Annotated in this window: 15 protein-coding genes; 10 read left to right on the top strand and 5 right to left on the bottom strand. The window is 64.9% G+C overall.

Annotated elements, in window-relative coordinates; genetic code table 11:
* Positions 1-42: 42 nt before the first annotated feature.
* Both ACEN9H_RS22440 and ACEN9H_RS22435 read left to right on the top strand, forming a co-directional pair.
* Positions 43-1,116, top strand: a complete 1,074-nt coding sequence (locus ACEN9H_RS22440) for a hypothetical protein (protein WP_413672134.1) — start codon at positions 43-45, stop codon at positions 1,114-1,116.
* A 355-nt stretch (positions 1,117-1,471) separates the two neighbouring features.
* Complete coding sequence (locus ACEN9H_RS22435; protein WP_056129116.1) at positions 1,472-1,867, top strand: winged helix-turn-helix transcriptional regulator; 396 nt, start codon at positions 1,472-1,474, stop codon at positions 1,865-1,867.
* Between the two features lie 6 nt (positions 1,868-1,873).
* Here ACEN9H_RS22435 and ACEN9H_RS22430 read toward each other — a convergent pair whose 3' ends face one another.
* On the bottom strand, positions 1,874-2,158 hold the full coding sequence (locus ACEN9H_RS22430) for a flagellar protein FliT (protein WP_056129118.1): 285 nt from the start codon (positions 2,156-2,158) through the stop codon (positions 1,874-1,876).
* A 123-nt stretch (positions 2,159-2,281) separates the two neighbouring features.
* On the opposite strand from ACEN9H_RS22430, the gene ACEN9H_RS22425 reads away from it, so the two are divergent.
* From ACEN9H_RS22425 to ACEN9H_RS22415, 3 genes are all read left to right on the top strand, one after another.
* A complete protein-coding gene (locus ACEN9H_RS22425) occupies positions 2,282-4,360 on the top strand; it encodes a M13 family metallopeptidase (RefSeq protein ID WP_413672133.1) in 2,079 nt (692 codons plus the stop codon).
* Positions 4,361-4,504: 144 nt separating this feature from the next.
* Positions 4,505-5,131 carry a class I SAM-dependent methyltransferase gene (locus ACEN9H_RS22420; RefSeq protein ID WP_413675621.1) on the top strand — a complete coding sequence of 209 codons (627 nt, stop codon included), beginning with the start codon at positions 4,505-4,507 and terminating at the stop codon, positions 5,129-5,131.
* A 102-nt stretch (positions 5,132-5,233) separates the two neighbouring features.
* Entirely contained in the window at positions 5,234-5,413 is a 180-nt protein-coding gene (locus ACEN9H_RS22415) for a CsbD family protein (protein ID WP_056129126.1), read from the top strand.
* Between the two features lie 57 nt (positions 5,414-5,470).
* Here the strand turns inward: ACEN9H_RS22415 and ACEN9H_RS22410 are convergent, their stop codons facing one another.
* Complete coding sequence (locus ACEN9H_RS22410) at positions 5,471-6,535, bottom strand: AI-2E family transporter (RefSeq protein ID WP_056129128.1); 1,065 nt, start codon at positions 6,533-6,535, stop codon at positions 5,471-5,473.
* Between the two features lie 120 nt (positions 6,536-6,655).
* Between ACEN9H_RS22410 and ACEN9H_RS22405 the strand changes: the two genes are divergently transcribed.
* Complete coding sequence (locus ACEN9H_RS22405) at positions 6,656-6,835, top strand: CsbD family protein (RefSeq protein WP_056129131.1); 180 nt, start codon at positions 6,656-6,658, stop codon at positions 6,833-6,835.
* 60 nt (positions 6,836-6,895) lie between these two features.
* On the opposite strand, the gene ACEN9H_RS22400 is transcribed toward ACEN9H_RS22405, so the two are convergent.
* The 3 genes from ACEN9H_RS22400 to ACEN9H_RS22390 form a co-directional block, all read right to left on the bottom strand.
* Positions 6,896-9,115: an alpha/beta fold hydrolase gene (locus ACEN9H_RS22400; protein ID WP_413672132.1), complete on the bottom strand. Its 2,220-nt coding sequence runs from the start codon at positions 9,113-9,115 to the stop codon at positions 6,896-6,898.
* Positions 9,116-9,514: 399 nt separating this feature from the next.
* Positions 9,515-10,921 (bottom strand): MATE family efflux transporter, encoded by a 1,407-nt coding sequence (locus ACEN9H_RS22395; protein WP_413672131.1) that lies wholly within the window; start codon positions 10,919-10,921, stop codon positions 9,515-9,517.
* Positions 10,922-11,130: 209 nt separating this feature from the next.
* Positions 11,131-12,036, bottom strand: a complete 906-nt coding sequence (locus ACEN9H_RS22390) for a c-type cytochrome (RefSeq protein ID WP_413672130.1) — start codon at positions 12,034-12,036, stop codon at positions 11,131-11,133.
* A gap of 363 nt (positions 12,037-12,399) precedes the next feature.
* Between ACEN9H_RS22390 and ACEN9H_RS22385 the strand changes: the two genes are divergently transcribed.
* The 4 genes from ACEN9H_RS22385 to ACEN9H_RS22370 all read left to right on the top strand — a co-directional run bounded on the left by ACEN9H_RS22385 (position 12,400) and on the right by ACEN9H_RS22370 (position 15,590).
* Entirely contained in the window at positions 12,400-12,801 is a 402-nt protein-coding gene (locus ACEN9H_RS22385; protein ID WP_413672129.1) for a hypothetical protein, read from the top strand.
* 123 nt (positions 12,802-12,924) lie between these two features.
* Positions 12,925-13,860 carry a DnaJ C-terminal domain-containing protein gene (locus ACEN9H_RS22380; protein ID WP_413672128.1) on the top strand — a complete coding sequence of 312 codons (936 nt, stop codon included), beginning with the start codon at positions 12,925-12,927 and terminating at the stop codon, positions 13,858-13,860.
* A gap of 3 nt (positions 13,861-13,863) precedes the next feature.
* Entirely contained in the window at positions 13,864-14,172 is a 309-nt protein-coding gene (locus tag ACEN9H_RS22375) for a chaperone modulator CbpM (protein ID WP_413672127.1), read from the top strand.
* A gap of 86 nt (positions 14,173-14,258) precedes the next feature.
* Positions 14,259-15,590, top strand: coding sequence for an Nramp family divalent metal transporter (locus ACEN9H_RS22370; RefSeq protein WP_413672126.1), 1,332 nt, complete (start codon positions 14,259-14,261; stop codon positions 15,588-15,590).
* The last annotated feature ends 16 nt before the right edge of the window (positions 15,591-15,606 follow it).

The raw sequence follows: 15,606 nt of genomic DNA, 5'->3' as shown, positions 1-15,606 counted from the left end.
AACGGCCGTTAACCACGTTGAAGCCCCCATTTTTCCCACGCCATGGCCCGCCGCACCCGCCTTTTATTCTCCAGCCTTGCCCTTGCCGCGTTCGCATCCGCCCACGCGGCCGAGCTGGGCGACCCGCGCGTGTCGTCGCACATCGGCCAGCCGCTCGTGGCCGACGTCGAGCTGACGATGCTCGACGATGCCGCCGCGCCCGTGCAGGTGCGCGTGGCCAGTCCGGAGGTCTACAACGGCGCGGGCATCGCCGTGCCGCCCCTGCTGTCCAGCCTGAATTTGTCGGTGATGCGGCGCGACGGCCGCCAGTTCCTGCACGTGACGTCGCTGCGTCCCGTCGACGCGGACCACGTGCACTTGTACCTGGAGCTCGTCGACAAGGGCCAGCGTGCCGTGCGCCTGGCCACGCTGTGGCTGACGCCGGATCCGAATCCCGCGCCGCCGCCCGCGCCCGTGCGCGTGGCGGCACCTGCGCCGGCGCAAGTGCCTCCGACCAACCCCGACGCGGTATTGCTCGCGCAGGTGGAACGGGCCCGCGTGGCGCACGCGGCGCCGGTGGTCCGGCGCGAAGCCGCAATACCGCTAACGCCGCCGCCGCCCAGGCCGGTGGTGCGCCGTCCGCCGCCGGCGCCCGTCGCCAGGCCGGCGACCCCGCCGCCCGCCTGTGCGCCCCGGGCCGAGGAAGTGCAGGCTTGCGCGGCCCTCGGCGCGAAGAACGACGAATTGCGTTCCCGCCTCGGCCAGGTCGAGGACCGGATGAAGAAGCTGCAGGTGTCGCTGGCCGCGCCGGCCCTCGCGCACGAGGCGCCGAAGCCCGAGACCATGCCGGAGAGCAAGCCGGCGCCGCTGAAGGAAGCCGAGGTCAAGCCGGCGCCGCTGAAGGAAGCCGAGGTCAAGCCGGCGCCGCCGAAGCCCGCCGGCCCGCGCCCGATCTCGTCGATCAAGCCGCTCGTGCCGCACAAGCCGAAGGCGCTGGCGCCGGACGACAGCTTGCCCTGGGGCTGGATCGGCGCCGCCATCGGCGTGCTGGCGCTGGGTGGCGCGGGGGCATATGCCGTCCGTCGCCGCAAGGCGCCGCCGGCGGCAGGCGAGGCCGCCGAGCCGACGCTGGAATAGCGTTCAAAATCTTCCTGTGAGTCGTCTACACAAGTGCTGATTTTGCGTTATACTCAATCCCGAAGTACACGGATCAGGGTCCGCCGCAGCCACCACCGATAGCGTGGCGCGGGGTCGGACGGTCGCTGAGGAAGCGCCTGATGCCGGAAGCGGTTCGCTGCCAACAGTGGCAGACGGACGCCGGAGGCAACCGGCAAGAGGCGACGCCAGGGGATGCCTGGTAGTCGCGCTCCCCATTCCAGAGAGCCGCGCAGATGACCCACGTCGCTGCGCGGTTTTTGTTTGCGCGGCGCGCGTTGGCCTCCCGCTCGGGTTATCGCTACCATAGGGGCGGATCATCGATCGAGGAGGGGACATGAACGAGCTTGTGCGCGCGGACTTATTCTCCGAATACTGCCCGTCGCGTGAAGTGCTGAAACATGTGACGAGCCGCTGGGGCGTGCTGCTGCTCGTCGCGTTGATGGATGGCACGCACCGCTTCGGCGAACTGCGCCGCAAGGTGGGCGGCATCAGCGAAAAAATGCTGGCCCAGACGCTGTATTGGCTCGAGCAGGACGGGTTCGTGCAGCGCATTGCCCATCCCGTCGTCCCGCCTCACGTGGAATACCGGCTGACGCCACTCGGCGAGCAGATCGGGCACAAGCTCGGCGACCTCGCCGCATGGATCGAAGGGAACATGGATGGCATCCTGGCCGCGCAGAAAGCAAAAAGCCCCTTGGACGGCAAGTCGAAGGGGCTTCAGGCGGAGTAGGACGGATCAGTGGGCCGGGCTCAGTGCGCGGTCCAGCTGGCCCATCCACGGCTCGGTAATGTCGCGCACGGCGCGGTCGTTGGCCATGATCTGCTTGAGCAGGTCGACCTTGCGCTTGCGGGCGGCGCCTTCCAGCGGCGGGACGCCGCTCTTTGCCGCGCTCGACTGCAGGGCGCACTGCGTTTCCAGGCGCGCCAGGCCGTCCCAATCCCCTTCGCGCGCAGCGACAGCCATGCGGCTGCTGAGGGCGGCGATGTTTTCATACATTGCGAGGACTTCGTTGGACGTCATGACTGCGCTCCACCATTGAGGCAAACTCCGGCCGGATTGCCGGTTGTCTGCCTTTTACGGCAGCGTTTTGGAGAACTTTAGGGTTTTCGAAAGATTTTTTGAATTTTTTTTAGGAGAGGCACCATGAACATCAGCTGGACTCCGATCAGGGCCGCCATCGTCGTCGCGATGTGCGGTACCGCGCTCGTTACCACGGGCGCGGCGGCATCCGGGCAGACCCCGCCCGCGGCCAGGGAGGACGTCAACGCGGCCGGGACCGCCCAGGCCACGTTGCGGCCGGGCGACGATTTCTTCGCCTGGGCCAACAAGGACTGGCTTGCCAAAGCGACCATTCCCGAGGACCGCAGCCGCTGGGGCGCGATGGACAACCTGGCGGAAGACACCAACCAGCGCATCGTCAAGCTGATCGAAGGCGTCGACTCCAACAAGAAAGCGGGACCGGAAGCGCGCAAGGTCGCCGGTTACTACAACGCCTACATGGACGAATCCGCGATCGAGGCGCGCGGCATCGCGCCGCTGAAGCCGCTGCTGGCGCAGATCGGCGCCATCAAGGACAAAGCGGGCCTCGTGCGCGCGCTGGGCGCGTCCGTGCGCGCGGACGTCGACCCGCTGAACAATACGCATTTTGCGACCGAGAACATCTTCGGTGTCTGGATCTCGCCCGGCCTGCACGATCCCGCCCACAACTGGCCTTACCTGCTGCAGGGCGGCCTGGGCATGCCGGACCGCGCCTATTATCTGGACAACAACGAACGGATGGCCGGCCTGCGCACGCAGTACCAGAAACACATCGCGGCAATGCTCAAGCTCGCCGGCTACGCCGCTACGGATGAGGACGCCGACGCCCGCGCCGCGAAAATCTTCGCGCTCGAAGTCGACATCGCCAACACCCACGGCACCCGCGCCGACTCGGCCGACGTGCTGAAGGCCGACAACACGTGGACCCGCAAGGACTTCGCCGCCAACGCGCCGGGCCTCGACTGGGATGCGTTCTTCAAGGCCGCGCGGCTGGGCGACCAGGACAAGTTCATCGTCTGGCATCCGTCCGCCGTGAAAGGCGAGGCGGCGCTGGTCGACAAGATCGACCTCGCGACGTGGAAGGATTATCTCGCCTTCCACACCATCAACCGCATGGCCAACGTGCTGCCGAAGGCCTTCGTGGACCAGCGCTTCGCGTTCTACGGCAAGGCGCTGTCCGGCACGCCGCAGCAATCGATGCGCTGGAAGCGGGCGCTGGGCGCGACGAACGAGGCGATGGATGAGGCGGTCGGCAAACTGTACGTCGCGAAATATTTCCCGGCGGAGAACAAGGCGCAGCTGCAGAAAATGGTCGCGAACATCGTGGCGGCTTTCGGCAAGCGCGTCGACAAGCTCGACTGGATGGCGCCCGCCACCCGCGCCCAGGCGAAGGAAAAACTCAAGACCTTGTACGTGGGCGTCGGCTATCCGGACCAGTGGAAATCGTATGCCGGCCTGAAGGTCGATGCCAAGGATGCGTTCGGTAACGCGCTGCGCGCCGAGGCGTTCCACACGGACCAGGAATTCGCGAAGCTGCATGCGAAGCCGGACCGCACGGACTGGTCGATGCCGCCGCAGCTCGTCAATGCCGTCAACCTGCCGCTGCAGAACGCGCTGAACTTCCCGGCCGCGATCCTGCAGCCGCCGTTCTTCGACCCGAAGGCGCCGGATGCCGTCAACTACGGCGCGATCGGCGCCATCATCGGCCACGAGATCAGCCACAGTTTCGACGACCAGGGTTCGCAGTTCGATGCCCAGGGCCGCCTGCGCGACTGGTGGACGAAGGCGGACATGGAGCACTTCAAGGCCGGGTCCCGGAAACTCGTCGAGCAATACAACGCCTATAAACCGTACCCGGACCTCGCCGTCAACGGCCAGCTGACCCTGTCCGAAAACCTCGCCGACCTGGCGGGCCTGGAAGCGTCGTATGATGCCTATCGCGCCGCCGCCGGCAAGAACGCGTCGGCGGAGAGCGACCGCCAGTTCTTCACGGGCTATGCGCAGAGCTGGCGCACGAAGGCGCGCGAGGCGGCCGAGCGGCGCGGTATCCTGACGGACGGCCACGCCCCGCCGCAATACCGCACGGCCACCGTGCGCAACCTGGACGCCTGGTACGAGGCGTTCGACGTGCAGCCGGGACAGGCGCTGTACCTGCCGCCGGAGCAGCGCGTACGCGTCTGGTAAGCAGGGTTTATGTCTGGCGGGTAAGCTGCGCCGGTCGGAAAGAGGCCCGGACTAGAATGGTTCGGACTTCTTTCAGCGTGGTTTTTGCTTATGAAACAGCACTATCTTGATGTCGACCGGCGCATCATCCACCACTTTGCACACATGATCGAAGACGACGACTACGAAGACATCACGCGGCGCACGCTGCACCATTACGACGACAACGCGCGCCGGTTCTTCGCCGGCACGATCGACCACGACGTCAGCCAGAACATCGAGGCGCTGCTGGGTGCGATCGACGCGCCGGCCCCGTACACCATTCTCGACTTCGGCTGCGGCCCGGGGCGCGACCTCAAGACGTTCACGGCGCTGGGCCACCATGCCATCGGCCTGGACGGCAGTGAACAATTCGTCGAGATGGCGCGGGCGTACAGCGGCTGCGAGGTATGGCACCAGAACTTCATCGACCTGCACCTGCCGGCCGCGGCGTTCGACGGCATCTTCGCCAACGCCTCGCTGTTCCACGTGCCGCGCGACCTGCTGCCCAACGTGCTGAGGGCATTGTGCGCGGCGTTGAAGCCGGGCGGCGTGCTGTTCAGCTCGAATCCACGCGGCCATAACGAAGAAGGGTGGAACGGGCCGCGCTACGGCTGCTTCCACGACTACGCCGCCTGGGAGCGCTACGTCGTCGATGCCGGCTTCGTGCCGCTGCGCCACTATTACCGTCCGGAAGGATTGCCGCGCGACCAGCAGCCCTGGCTCGCGAGCGTGTGGCGCAAGGCGAGTTAATGGTTTGTTAGTTTGCGTACAGAATGAAGGGCGCCATCCAATTATCCTGAATGCATCCCGCTTGATTCGCAAGCGGTCTTACTCATCAAGGAGGATTCCGACATGAACGACGACCAAATCAAAGGTAAAGCCAAGGATATCGGCGGCAAGATTCAGGAGGAAGTCGGCAAGGCTGTCGGCAGCAGCGAACAGCAGGCCAAGGGCCTGTCGAAGCAGGTCGAAGGCAAGGTGCAGGAAAAGGCCGGTGATCTGCGCGACGCGATCAACAAGGGCAACCGCTGATACCGGCGATCTGCTTACCTGACGTAGAAGCGGCCGCCTCGTGCGGCCGTTTTTACGTCAGCCCGTCGGCCGGTCGCCGAGGATGTCTTCCACGTACAGCTTGTCTACGAGCACCATCAACATGGCGGTCAACGGCGTCGCCAGCGCGATGCCCGCGAAACCGAACAGCGTGCCGAACACGAGCTGCATGACGATGGTGAGCGCAGGCGGCATCTCGACCGCGCGCGCCTCGACGAGCGGCTGCAGCACATAGCCTTCGACCGTCTGGATGCCGAGGAACAGCAGCACCGTGTACAGCGCCAGGTCGGGACTGATCGACAGGGCGATCAATACGGCCGGCACGCCCGCCATGATCGGGCCGATGTAGGGAATGAAGTCGAGCAGCCCGGCGATGATGCCGAGGATCAGTCCCAGCGGCACGCCCAGCAGCGTGAGCCCGCCGGCCGTTGCCGCGCCGACGATCAGCATCGACAGCGACTTGCCGATCAGCCAGCGCGCCAGCGTGTCGCCGATGTCGTCCATCACTTGCACGGCGCGCTCGCGCTTGCCTTGCGGTACGAGCTTCACGATGCCCTGCTTGTACTGGCGCGGCGACAGCGCGAAATAAATGCCGACGAATACGATGATGACGACGTTGCCGAGCGCGCCGAGCACGCCGCCGAAAAAGATGCCTGCATTCGGCACGAACTGCTGCATCGATCCGATCAGTTGCTTGGCATCCGGCAGGTCGGCGGCGATGCGCGCGAGCAGCGGCTGGTTCTCCACCATCTGGCGCAGGCGCTGCAGCGATTGCGGAATCTGCTGCGCCAGTTCGGTCGACTGCTCCGCGATCTGCGGCGCCATCGCCCACCCGCCGAGCCCGATGATGAGCAGCAGCGCCAGCACGACGACGACGAGCGCGAGCTTGCGGTTCCAGCCGAAGCGCCGGCACAGGATCGCGCTCAGCTCGTACAACAGCACGGCGAACAGGACGCAGGCAAAGAGCAGCAGCAGCGCGTCGATGGCGAGCACGACGGCCGCGACGAGCGCGAGGAACAGCACCGCAATGCCGTCGACGAGGACGAAGCGGCGCATCAGTTTGTGCTGGGCCGGCTTGACGGCGGGGGAGGTGTCATTGTTCATGACAGAATGCTATCAGCGGCGCGACTGGACCGTCGCGCGCATGCAATGTGCGTGCGCTAACTGAGCAATACCGGGGCCGGCGCTACGATGGTGTCGAACTTTGAACGAAAGGAGAACACCATGAATTCGGACCAGATCAACGGCAAACTGCAAGACATCGGCGGCAAGATCCAGGAGGAGGCCGGCAAGATCGTCGGCAGCGCCGAGCAGCAGGTGAAAGGCTTGCAGAACCAGGTCGAAGGCAAGACCCAGGAAAAGCTGGGCGACCTGAAGGAAAAAATCCACGACGCCACCAAATAAGCTGGCGCCGGGAAAAATCGGCCGCACGTTGCGGCCGATTTTTTTATTGGGAAACGAATCTTACTTCGGCTCGGTCCCGCCCAGGTGCTTCTTGAAGAACGCCTCGATCAGGCCATACACGTGCCGCTGTCCCGCGCGCGACGAAATGCCGTGCTTGGCACCCGGATACGTCATCAGCTCGAAGCGCACGTTGCGGTTGACGAGCGCGTCGATCAGGCGCGTCGAGTTCGTGAACAGCACGTTGTCGTCGGCCATGCCGTGCACCAGCAGCAGCGGCGACTTCAGGCCGTCCAGGTGCGCGAACACGCCGCTGCGTTCATAGGCGGCCGGATCCGACTGCGGCGTCGCGCCCACGAACTGCTCCGTGTAGTGCGTGTCGTACAGGGTCCAGTCCGTCACGGGCGCCACCGACACGCCCATCGCGATCTTGTCCGAGCCAGCCGCGAGCAGGCGCAGGGTCATGAAACCGCCATAGCTCCAGCCGAACACGCCCACGCGCTTCGGATCGACGAAGCTCTGTTGCGCCAGCCAGTCGATGCCCGTCAGCTGGTCCTCGACTTCATGCGCGCCGAGGTTGCCGTAGATGACGTCGGTGAACGCGCGCTCGCGGCGCGACGAACCGCGGTTGTCCAGCACGAACACGACGAAGCCCTGCTGCGCCATGTACTGGTTGAACAGATTGCCCCACTGGCGCGTGACGCGCTGCGAATGCGGGCCGCCGTACGTGAACAGGAAGACCGGATAGCGCTTCGCGGCGTCGAAGTTCGCCGGCTTGATCATCGAGTAGTACAGCGTCTGGCCGTCGTGCGCCTTGATGCTGCCGTATTCCGTCGGCAGGTGGTCCTTCGCGTAGTTCGCGTACGGGTGCTGGGCGTTCAACTCGTTGTGTTCGAGCCACTCGACCATGCTGCCGTCCGCGCGGCGGATCGACACTTGCGGCGGCGTGTTCGGATCGGAGAACGTGTCCACGAAAATCTTGCCGTTGCGGGCGAACACGTCCTCGTGCCAGCCGTCCTGCTTCGTCAGCCGGACCGGCTTGTTCGCGTTGCTGCCGTCGAGGTTCAGCACGTACGTCTGCTTGTCGATGACGGCGTCCTTGTTCGACGCGATATAGACCTTGCCGGCCTGCTCGTCGACGGCGAGGATGTTGTCGACGCCCCATTCGCCGCTGGAGATCGGGTGCAGCAGCTTGCCCGACAGGTCGTACAGGTACAGGTGCTTGCGGCCGCTGCGCTCGGAGGCCCAGATGAACGCCTTCTGGCGGCCGAGGAAGCGCAGGTCGTCGTGGATGCTGACCCAGGTTTTCGACGTTTCCGTCAGCAGCGGGCGCTGGGTCAGCGTGGCCGCATCGACGGCGACGAGATCGAGACGCTTCTGGTCGCGCGACTGGCGCTGGTAGACGAGGGTCCTGGCATCCGCGCTCCAGTCCGCGCGCACGAGGTAGATGTCCTTCTCGGGACCGAGGTCGACCTTCTTCTGCGCGCCCGTCGCCGGGTTCACGATCATCAGGTCGATCTCGACGTTCTTCGCACCGGCGGCGGGGTAGCGCTGGTCGATGACTTCCGTGCGGTCCGCGAAGATCTCGAAGCGGCGCGCGACGGGCACCTGCGCCTCGTCGTAGCGGCGGTAGGCGATGGCGGAATCGTCCGGGGCCCAGTAATAGCCCGTGTGCTGGTCCATTTCTTCCTGCGCGACGAATTCCGCTTCGCCGTTGTGCACGGTGTCCTTGCCGTCCGTCGTCAGCTGGCGCTCCTGGCCCGTCGCCAGGTCGATGACGAACAGGTTCTGGTCGCGCACGTACGACACGTAACGGCCCTTCGGCGAAATCTTCGGATCGCCGACATTGCCCGATGCCACCTTGCGCGCGGCTTCAGGCCGGTTCACGTCGACGAGGTACAGGTCGCCCGCGATCGGCACGAGCAGCTGCTTGCCGTCAGGCGACCAGCTGTAGCTCAGGATGCCGGACAGGCTGGCCGTGCGGGCGCGCTCGCGCCTTGCCTTCTCTTCCAGCGACAGGTTCTCGTTCGGGACCAATTGCTTGGAGTCGACCAGGCGGTGCGTGGTCTTGTCCTTCATGTTGAATTCCCACAGGTCCAGCTGGAACTGGTTGTCGGTGCGTCCGCGCAGGAAGGTCACGCGTTCGCCGTCGGGCGAGACGCGCAGGCTGCGGACGCCTGGACCGGCCAACGCCGGGTCGGCGTGGATACGGTCCAGCGTCAGCCGTTCCGCCGATGCGGGAACGGCCGACAATGCGGCTAAAAGGCAGAGAAGAAGGCGCATGGAGGGTTTGGGTAAAGTTTAAAAAATTATTCGTGTGCAACGGCGGAACGATACCAGAGTCGTCCCGTAAAAGCTGTAAAGACGGCGGGCGGGAAGGGGCGCAATGATGGACGAACTGTAATGTTTACATCTGCTGCGATGCACTATGATCATTTCGTCGGCACCCCAATGCCGACAATAGGATGAAACTCTCTCCTAGGGTTACGCCGATGGATTCCCCGTCCATCGGCTTTTTTTTGCTTTAAATTCGGGGTCAGAGCACATTTTCGATCAATGTGTCGCCGGACAAAATCGCCGCGAGGACACCCCGGCGCTTGCAACAGGAAGTGCAAGCGGGCCTGCGCCACCATTAAAGCTTGCTTCAAGGATTGTGCGCAGAAAAGTGCTCTGACCCCGAATTTATGCGTGGTCGCAGATGCGCAGCTTGGAGAGTTGATTCAGCGACCACGCCAGCAGCACGGCGGCCACGGTCAGGCCCAGCACGAGGCCGATCCAGAAGCCGGTGGCGGCCATCGGCTTGTCCGGCGACCACGGGAACCAGTCCGGCGCGAGGCCCAGTATCCAGCCGACGGGCAAGGCCACGCCCCAGAACGCGATCATCTGGATCACCATCGGCGAGCGCGTCACCTTGTAGCCGCGGATGGCGGAGGCGGCCGCGACCTGCGTGGAATCGGACAGCTGGAACAGCGCGGCGAACAGCAGCAGCATCACGCACGTGGCCTGGACGGCCGCGTCGGACGTGTACATGGCCGAGATCTGCCACCGGAAGAGGGCGATGCCGATCGCGGACAGCAGGCCGAACGCGATGCACATGCCCGTACCCACCCACGCGACGAAGCGCGCACGTACCGGATTGCCTTCGCCCATCGCCTGGCCGACGCGGGTGAGCGCGCCGATGCCGAAGCTCAGCGGCACCATGAACACGAGCGACACGAAGTTCAGCGCGATCTGGTGCGCCGACACCTCGATCACGCCGAAGCGCGCCACGAGCAGGCTGATGATGCCGAACGCGCTGACCTCCGCGAAGTGCGTGACGCCGATCGGCAGGCCCAGGCGCAGCATGCTGCCGATCTCTTTCCAGTTCGGACCTTCCCAGTGCGTGAACGGATACGTCTGGCGGTAGGCGCTGGACAACTTGATCCACACGACCATCGCGCCCAGCATCAGCCACATGCCGCTGGCCGTGGACACGGCACAGCCCAGCGCGCCCAGTTTCGGCAGGCCGAATTCGCCGAAGATGAACAGCCAGTTCATGCCGATGTTGTACAGGAGGCCGCAGAGCGCGATGATCATGATCGGCTTGGTCTGGTTGATGCTCGTCGTATAGCCGTACAGCGCGCGGTAGCAGGCGAACGCGGGCATGCCGAGGCTGATGATGTGCAGGAATGCCGACGCGCGGTCCGCGACGGACTGGTCCAGGCCGATGTGGTCGAACACGAGCGTGCACAGGTTCGCCGCGAGACAGCCTGCGACGCCGACGCCGAGACCCATCCACAGCGATTCGCGCACGGAGTGGGAAATGCGGTCGAAGCGGGCGGCGCCCATCTCGTGCGAGACGACCGAGTTCACGGCCATCATGATGCCCATGACGGTGACGAGGATGATCGACCACACGGATGTGCCGAGCGACACGGCGGCGAGCTCTTCGGCGCTGACGTGGCCCGTCATGGCGACGTCCGCCACGCCCATGCCGACGGTCGCGAGCTGGCCCACGAGCATGGGCCACGAAAGCCGCCACAAGGTGGCGATCTCGGCGCGGACGGGATGCGGCGCAAGGGCGCCGGTGCTGGACAGGTTGGACGTCATGGATCGGTTTGCTGGGGAAACCGATCATTTTACTGAGGAATCGACAAGCTTGTGTGACGGAACGACCCGTCCGCCAACCCGTCGTTCCCGCGAAAGCGGGAACCCATACTGGACAACAGAATTGGGTACGTCGGAAGCGACGCCGATGTGATAGTCAACGGATTTCGAAAACTCACCATGGGTTCCCGCGTGCGCGGGAACGACGGCCTCTACCGCTGCGCCAGGGCCGTTCCCGGCGCCGATTTCAGGTAGGCATACAACGCCCGCAGATCCGTCTCGTTCATCTGGTGGAACGACCCGAACGGCATCACGGGACTGATCGCGCTGCCGTCCGGCCGGTGGCCCGTCCGCAGCATGGCCATGAACGCGTCCGCCGTCGGATAGCGATTCATCGCGCTGCCCTTGCCGGGCGCCAGCTGCGCGGCCGGCGGCCAGGACGGCGGGGCGCCGGGGACGCGGCCGCCGGCCAGGTCCGCGCCATGGCAGCCTGTACACGTCGCGGCGACATAGGCGCCATACGCCGGCGTGACGGCGGCCGGCACGGCCTGCGGCGGCGCCAGCGCGTGGTCGATCTTTTCGGACGCATCCTTGATCACGCCGAACGCGTACAACGCCTTCACGGGCACCGGTACGTCGATGACGGCCTTCGCGCCGGACACGGGCCGCATTTGCTCGAGGTACGCGACGAGGGCGGCCATGTCTTCGTCGCTGAGGCGGCTGTAGTCCTCGCTGGGCATGATCATGACGGGATTGCCGTTCGGCTTGACGCCGTGGCGCACGGTACGCACCCAGTCGATCACGCGGTAGCGCGCCGTGGTGCCGTTCGGGCCCGCCGTGATGTTGGGGGCGACGACGAGCATGCCGCCGTCGCTCACGACCGTCCTGCCGGCGCCGTCCGCGCCATGGCACTCGGCGCAGCCGCGCGTGTTGTACAGGTAGCGGCCGTGGTCGACGCGGCCGACGTCGGGCACGATGTCGAGCGGACGCACGTCGAGCGCGATGCTGCGCGCCATCTTGCGTTCTCCCAGCACCTTGCCCACGCCGGCCGTGGCGACTCCCAGCAGGGCGAGTGTCGCCAATGCGATGCTCGTGCGCTTGACCCATTTGCTCACCATGACTCCCTCCTTGTTGGACGAACGGCAACACAAGGAATCTAGCACTGCCGTTTTTGGCCGGATACTGGTTGAAATGCTAATGACGGCCAAAGAGACGTGATGAGGCATGCATCAAGCATGCGTCATTGATTTATTGGGTGGTGAAGCTGGTGAGCCACTGCAGGTTGGCGTCCTTGCTCCAGTTCGCCGTGCCGTTGGTCCCAGGGGCCGTCCAGGCTGTTCCGGCTGCCGCAGGAGCCGCCAGATGCGCGCACACAAATTTTAAATTTGTGACAATGTGATAGGAAACAAGCAGCAAGCGGCGATTAAGATAAATGACTGACGGGGAGGATTTTCAGATCCGAACACTTTGAATTTCGCTCGATGAAAATTATCAGATATATTTTCCCGCTGCTGATTTCTGCATGTGCTATTGATCCGGCTGCAACCAACGATTACACCGGACTCGGTAATAGTGAGGTGGCGACACAACTAAAACACTCGCTTTTTTTGGGTGAGGTGGCCGTAGATCATGCGATTGGCAATCTGGTCAATTCTCCTCGAGTCGTGAATCAAGTCGACCGCCGCAAAGCCTTGGAGGAACTGGGTTTTATTTGCCCGCCCGAGACCGATACACCGTGTTCCTACGACGGAAGTGCAAAATCGATCATCGTGAGCGCGGATCGAAAAGACACGACAAGATTCGTCACTAGAGTGCATATTCAGGCACTGTTGAGCAATCGTGTGGTTAAGGTAGAGAGCCACATTTCAAAAACTGATTTTTAAGGGAGGCATGCCGGATACTGGGCGTCATGTCATGCCGCGGCAAGACGATGAGTAGTTGAAAAGCAAGCCTCCCGCCACAACTTACGGGACATTCAACTATCCAACCGATCCAGGAGCAAGCTCGTGGAATACAAGGACTACTACCAGACGCTTGGTGTCGAGAAGACCGCGACCCAGGACGACATCAAGAAGGCCTACCGCAAGCTGGTGCGGCAGTACCACCCCGACGTCAGCAAGCACAAGGACGCGGACGCGAAGACCAAGGAAATCAACGAGGCCTACGACGTGCTGGGCGACGCCGAGAAGCGTGCCGCCTACGACGAACTGGGCCGCGGACACCATCCCGGCCAGGGCTTCCAGCCGCCGCCGGACTGGGGCACGCAGTTCGATTTCGGCGGTGCCGGCGGGGACGATTTCTTTAACGACCTGTTCGCCCACGTGGGCCGGCGCTCGCGCGCAGGCGGGGGCGCGCATGCGGGCGGCGGGTTCCAGATGCCCGGCGAGGACATCCATGCGGCGATTTCCATCGACCTGCGCGACGCCTACCAGGGCGCCACGCGCACGGTCAGCCTGCGCATCCCCCAGCACGATGCGCAGGGCCGCACGACCATGCAGGACAAGACGCTCAGCGTGAACATTCCGAAAGGCGTCACGCCGGGCCAGCAACTGCGCATGCGGGGACAGGGGCATCCGGGATTCGGCGGCGGGCCGGCCGGCGACCTGTATCTGGAAATCCAGCTGAACCCCGACCCGCGCTATCGCGTCGAAGGGACACACGTGTACCAGGACGTGCCGGTGGCGCCGTGGGAAGCGGCGCTCGGTGCGAGCATCTCGGTGCCTACGCCGTCCGGCACGGTCGAGGTGACGGTGCCGCCGGGGTCGCAGAGCGGACGCAAGCTGCGTTTGAAAGGGCGCGGCATTCCGGCCAGGACGCCGGGCGATCTGTACCTGATGCTGAACGTGGTGCTGCCGCCCGCCACGAGCGACCGTGCGCGCGAGCTGTACGAGGCGATGGCGCGCGACCTTGCCTTCAATCCACGCGAACGCATAGGAGCCTGAACGATGCATGACGATATTCTCACCGGCGTGCTGCTGGACGACGTGGCGCTGACGCTCGACGAACTGGCGCGCGCCTGCAACGTGGAGACTGAGTGGGTCGTGCGCCACGTGCAGGCGGGCGTGCTGGGCGGCGAGACCAGCGTGCAGGTGACGAGCTGGCGTTTCCGTAGCGGCGACCTGGCCCGGGCCCGGCGCCTGCTGCGCGTCGAACGCGACTTCGACGCCAACGAGGACCTCGCCGCGCTCGTGGTCGACATGGCCGACGAGATCCGCCGCCTGCGCGCCCGGATGCACGTGCTCGGCATCGACTGAAGGTCCGGCTGCCTGCGGGCACCGGTCTTATGGCGGGCGCGGCGGGGCACGGTGTGCGCGAGACTCACCGTGCTATCTTGCCCGCTATGCTCAAACTACCGACCAACGCCACCGCGCCGTTCTGCCCATCGGCAGTCTCCGGCACCGTCAACGTGCCGGAGAACGATCCGCTGTGGAAAAAGATCCTGCGCTATGCGGGCCCCGGCCTGCTGGTGTCGGTCGGCTACATGGACCCGGGCAACTGGGCGACCGCCATCCAGGGCGGCTCGCAGTTCGGCTACGACCTGCTGTTCGTCGTCGTTCTGTCCAGCCTGGCGGCCATCGTGCTGCAATGCCTGAGCATGCGGCTCGGCATCGTCACGGGCAAGGATCTCGCCGTACATTGCCGCGAACAATATTCGCCGGTGCACGCGAAAGGTTTGTGGGCGTTCGCCGAGTTGTCGATCATCGCGTGCGACCTGGCCGAAGTGCTCGGCTGCGCGCTCGCGTTCCATCTGCTGCTGGGCGTGTCGCTGCCCGTTGGCGTCGCGCTGACGGCCCTCGATACCATCATCGTGCTCGGCCTGAAAGGGAAGGGCTTCCGGCAACTGGAAGCGATCGTGCTGGGCCTCATCGTGACGATCGCCATCTGCCTGTTCACGGAGCTGTTCCTCGTCGACCCTGACCCGCGCGCCGTCCTGGCGGGTCTCGTGCCGTCGCTGGCCAAGGTGGGCCAGCGCGACGCGCTGTACCTCGCCATCGGCATCCTCGGCGCCACCGTCATGCCGCACAACCTGTACCTGCACTCGTCCGTCGTACAGACGCGCGTCCTGCGCCACGACCTCAACCAGGACGGCGCCCACCTGGCCGAAGCGATCAGGCTGTCGCGCATCGACACCGTCGTGTCGCTGCTGCTGGCGCTATTCATCAACGGTGCCATCCTCGTGCTGGCCGCGGCCGCGTTTTATAAACCGGGCGGCGGCAACGTGATGGACATCGACCAGGCCTATTACCTGCTGGCCCCCGTCGCGGGCACGGCGGCCGCGGCGATCCTGTTCGGCCTGGCGCTGCTGGCGTCCGGCCAGAGCTCGACGTTCACCGGCACCATCGCCGGCCAGGTCATCATGGAAGGCTTCCTGAAACTCAGGATTCCCTGCTGGCAGCGCCGCCTGATCACGCGCGGCCTGGCGTTGGGGCCGGCGATGATCGGCGTGCTCACGTTGGGCGACCACGCCATCGGCAAGATGCTCGTCGGCAGCCAGGTCGTGCTGAGCCTGCAATTGCCGTTCGCCATGTACCCGCTGATCCGCCTGACGGGCCGCCACGACCTGATGGGGCAGTTCGGCAACAAGTGGTGGACGACGGTGCCGTCGTGGTTCCTGTTCGTCGTGATTTCCTCCGCCAACGCATGGATGGTGTGGCAGGCGCTGTTCGGCTGATCCTGCCATTCCTCGT

Source organism: Massilia cellulosiltytica (genome assembly GCF_047325105.1).
Taxonomy (GTDB): Bacteria; Pseudomonadota; Gammaproteobacteria; order Burkholderiales; family Burkholderiaceae_D; genus Telluria; species Telluria orientalis.
Note: the sequence above shows the minus strand (reverse complement) of the source record. Positions and strands in the feature narration are given on the sequence as shown.

Bases quoted from the DNA above. Each gene is read 5' to 3' on its own strand.
- ACEN9H_RS22415 (WP_056129126.1), top strand. From the start codon at position 5,234: ATGAACGACGACCAAATCAAAGGTAAAGCCAAGGATATCGGCGGCAAG.
- ACEN9H_RS22410 (WP_056129128.1), bottom strand. From the start codon at position 6,535: ATGAACAATGACACCTCCCCCGCCGTCAAGCCGGCCCAGCACAAACTG.
- ACEN9H_RS22435 (WP_056129116.1), top strand. From the start codon at position 1,472: ATGAACGAGCTTGTGCGCGCGGACTTATTCTCCGAATACTGCCCGTCG.
- ACEN9H_RS22375 (WP_413672127.1), top strand. From the start codon at position 13,864: ATGCATGACGATATTCTCACCGGCGTGCTGCTGGACGACGTGGCGCTG.
- ACEN9H_RS22405 (WP_056129131.1), top strand. From the start codon at position 6,656: ATGAATTCGGACCAGATCAACGGCAAACTGCAAGACATCGGCGGCAAG.
- ACEN9H_RS22425 (WP_413672133.1), top strand. From the start codon at position 2,282: ATGAACATCAGCTGGACTCCGATCAGGGCCGCCATCGTCGTCGCGATG.
- ACEN9H_RS22370 (WP_413672126.1), top strand. From the start codon at position 14,259: ATGCTCAAACTACCGACCAACGCCACCGCGCCGTTCTGCCCATCGGCA.
- ACEN9H_RS22440 (WP_413672134.1), top strand. From the start codon at position 43: ATGGCCCGCCGCACCCGCCTTTTATTCTCCAGCCTTGCCCTTGCCGCG.
- ACEN9H_RS22390 (WP_413672130.1), bottom strand. From the start codon at position 12,036: ATGGTGAGCAAATGGGTCAAGCGCACGAGCATCGCATTGGCGACACTC.
- ACEN9H_RS22430 (WP_056129118.1), bottom strand. From the start codon at position 2,158: ATGACGTCCAACGAAGTCCTCGCAATGTATGAAAACATCGCCGCCCTC.
- ACEN9H_RS22420 (WP_413675621.1), top strand. From the start codon at position 4,505: ATGATCGAAGACGACGACTACGAAGACATCACGCGGCGCACGCTGCAC.
- ACEN9H_RS22400 (WP_413672132.1), bottom strand. From the start codon at position 9,115: ATGCGCCTTCTTCTCTGCCTTTTAGCCGCATTGTCGGCCGTTCCCGCA.
- ACEN9H_RS22385 (WP_413672129.1), top strand. From the start codon at position 12,400: ATGAAAATTATCAGATATATTTTCCCGCTGCTGATTTCTGCATGTGCT.
- ACEN9H_RS22395 (WP_413672131.1), bottom strand. From the start codon at position 10,921: ATGACGTCCAACCTGTCCAGCACCGGCGCCCTTGCGCCGCATCCCGTC.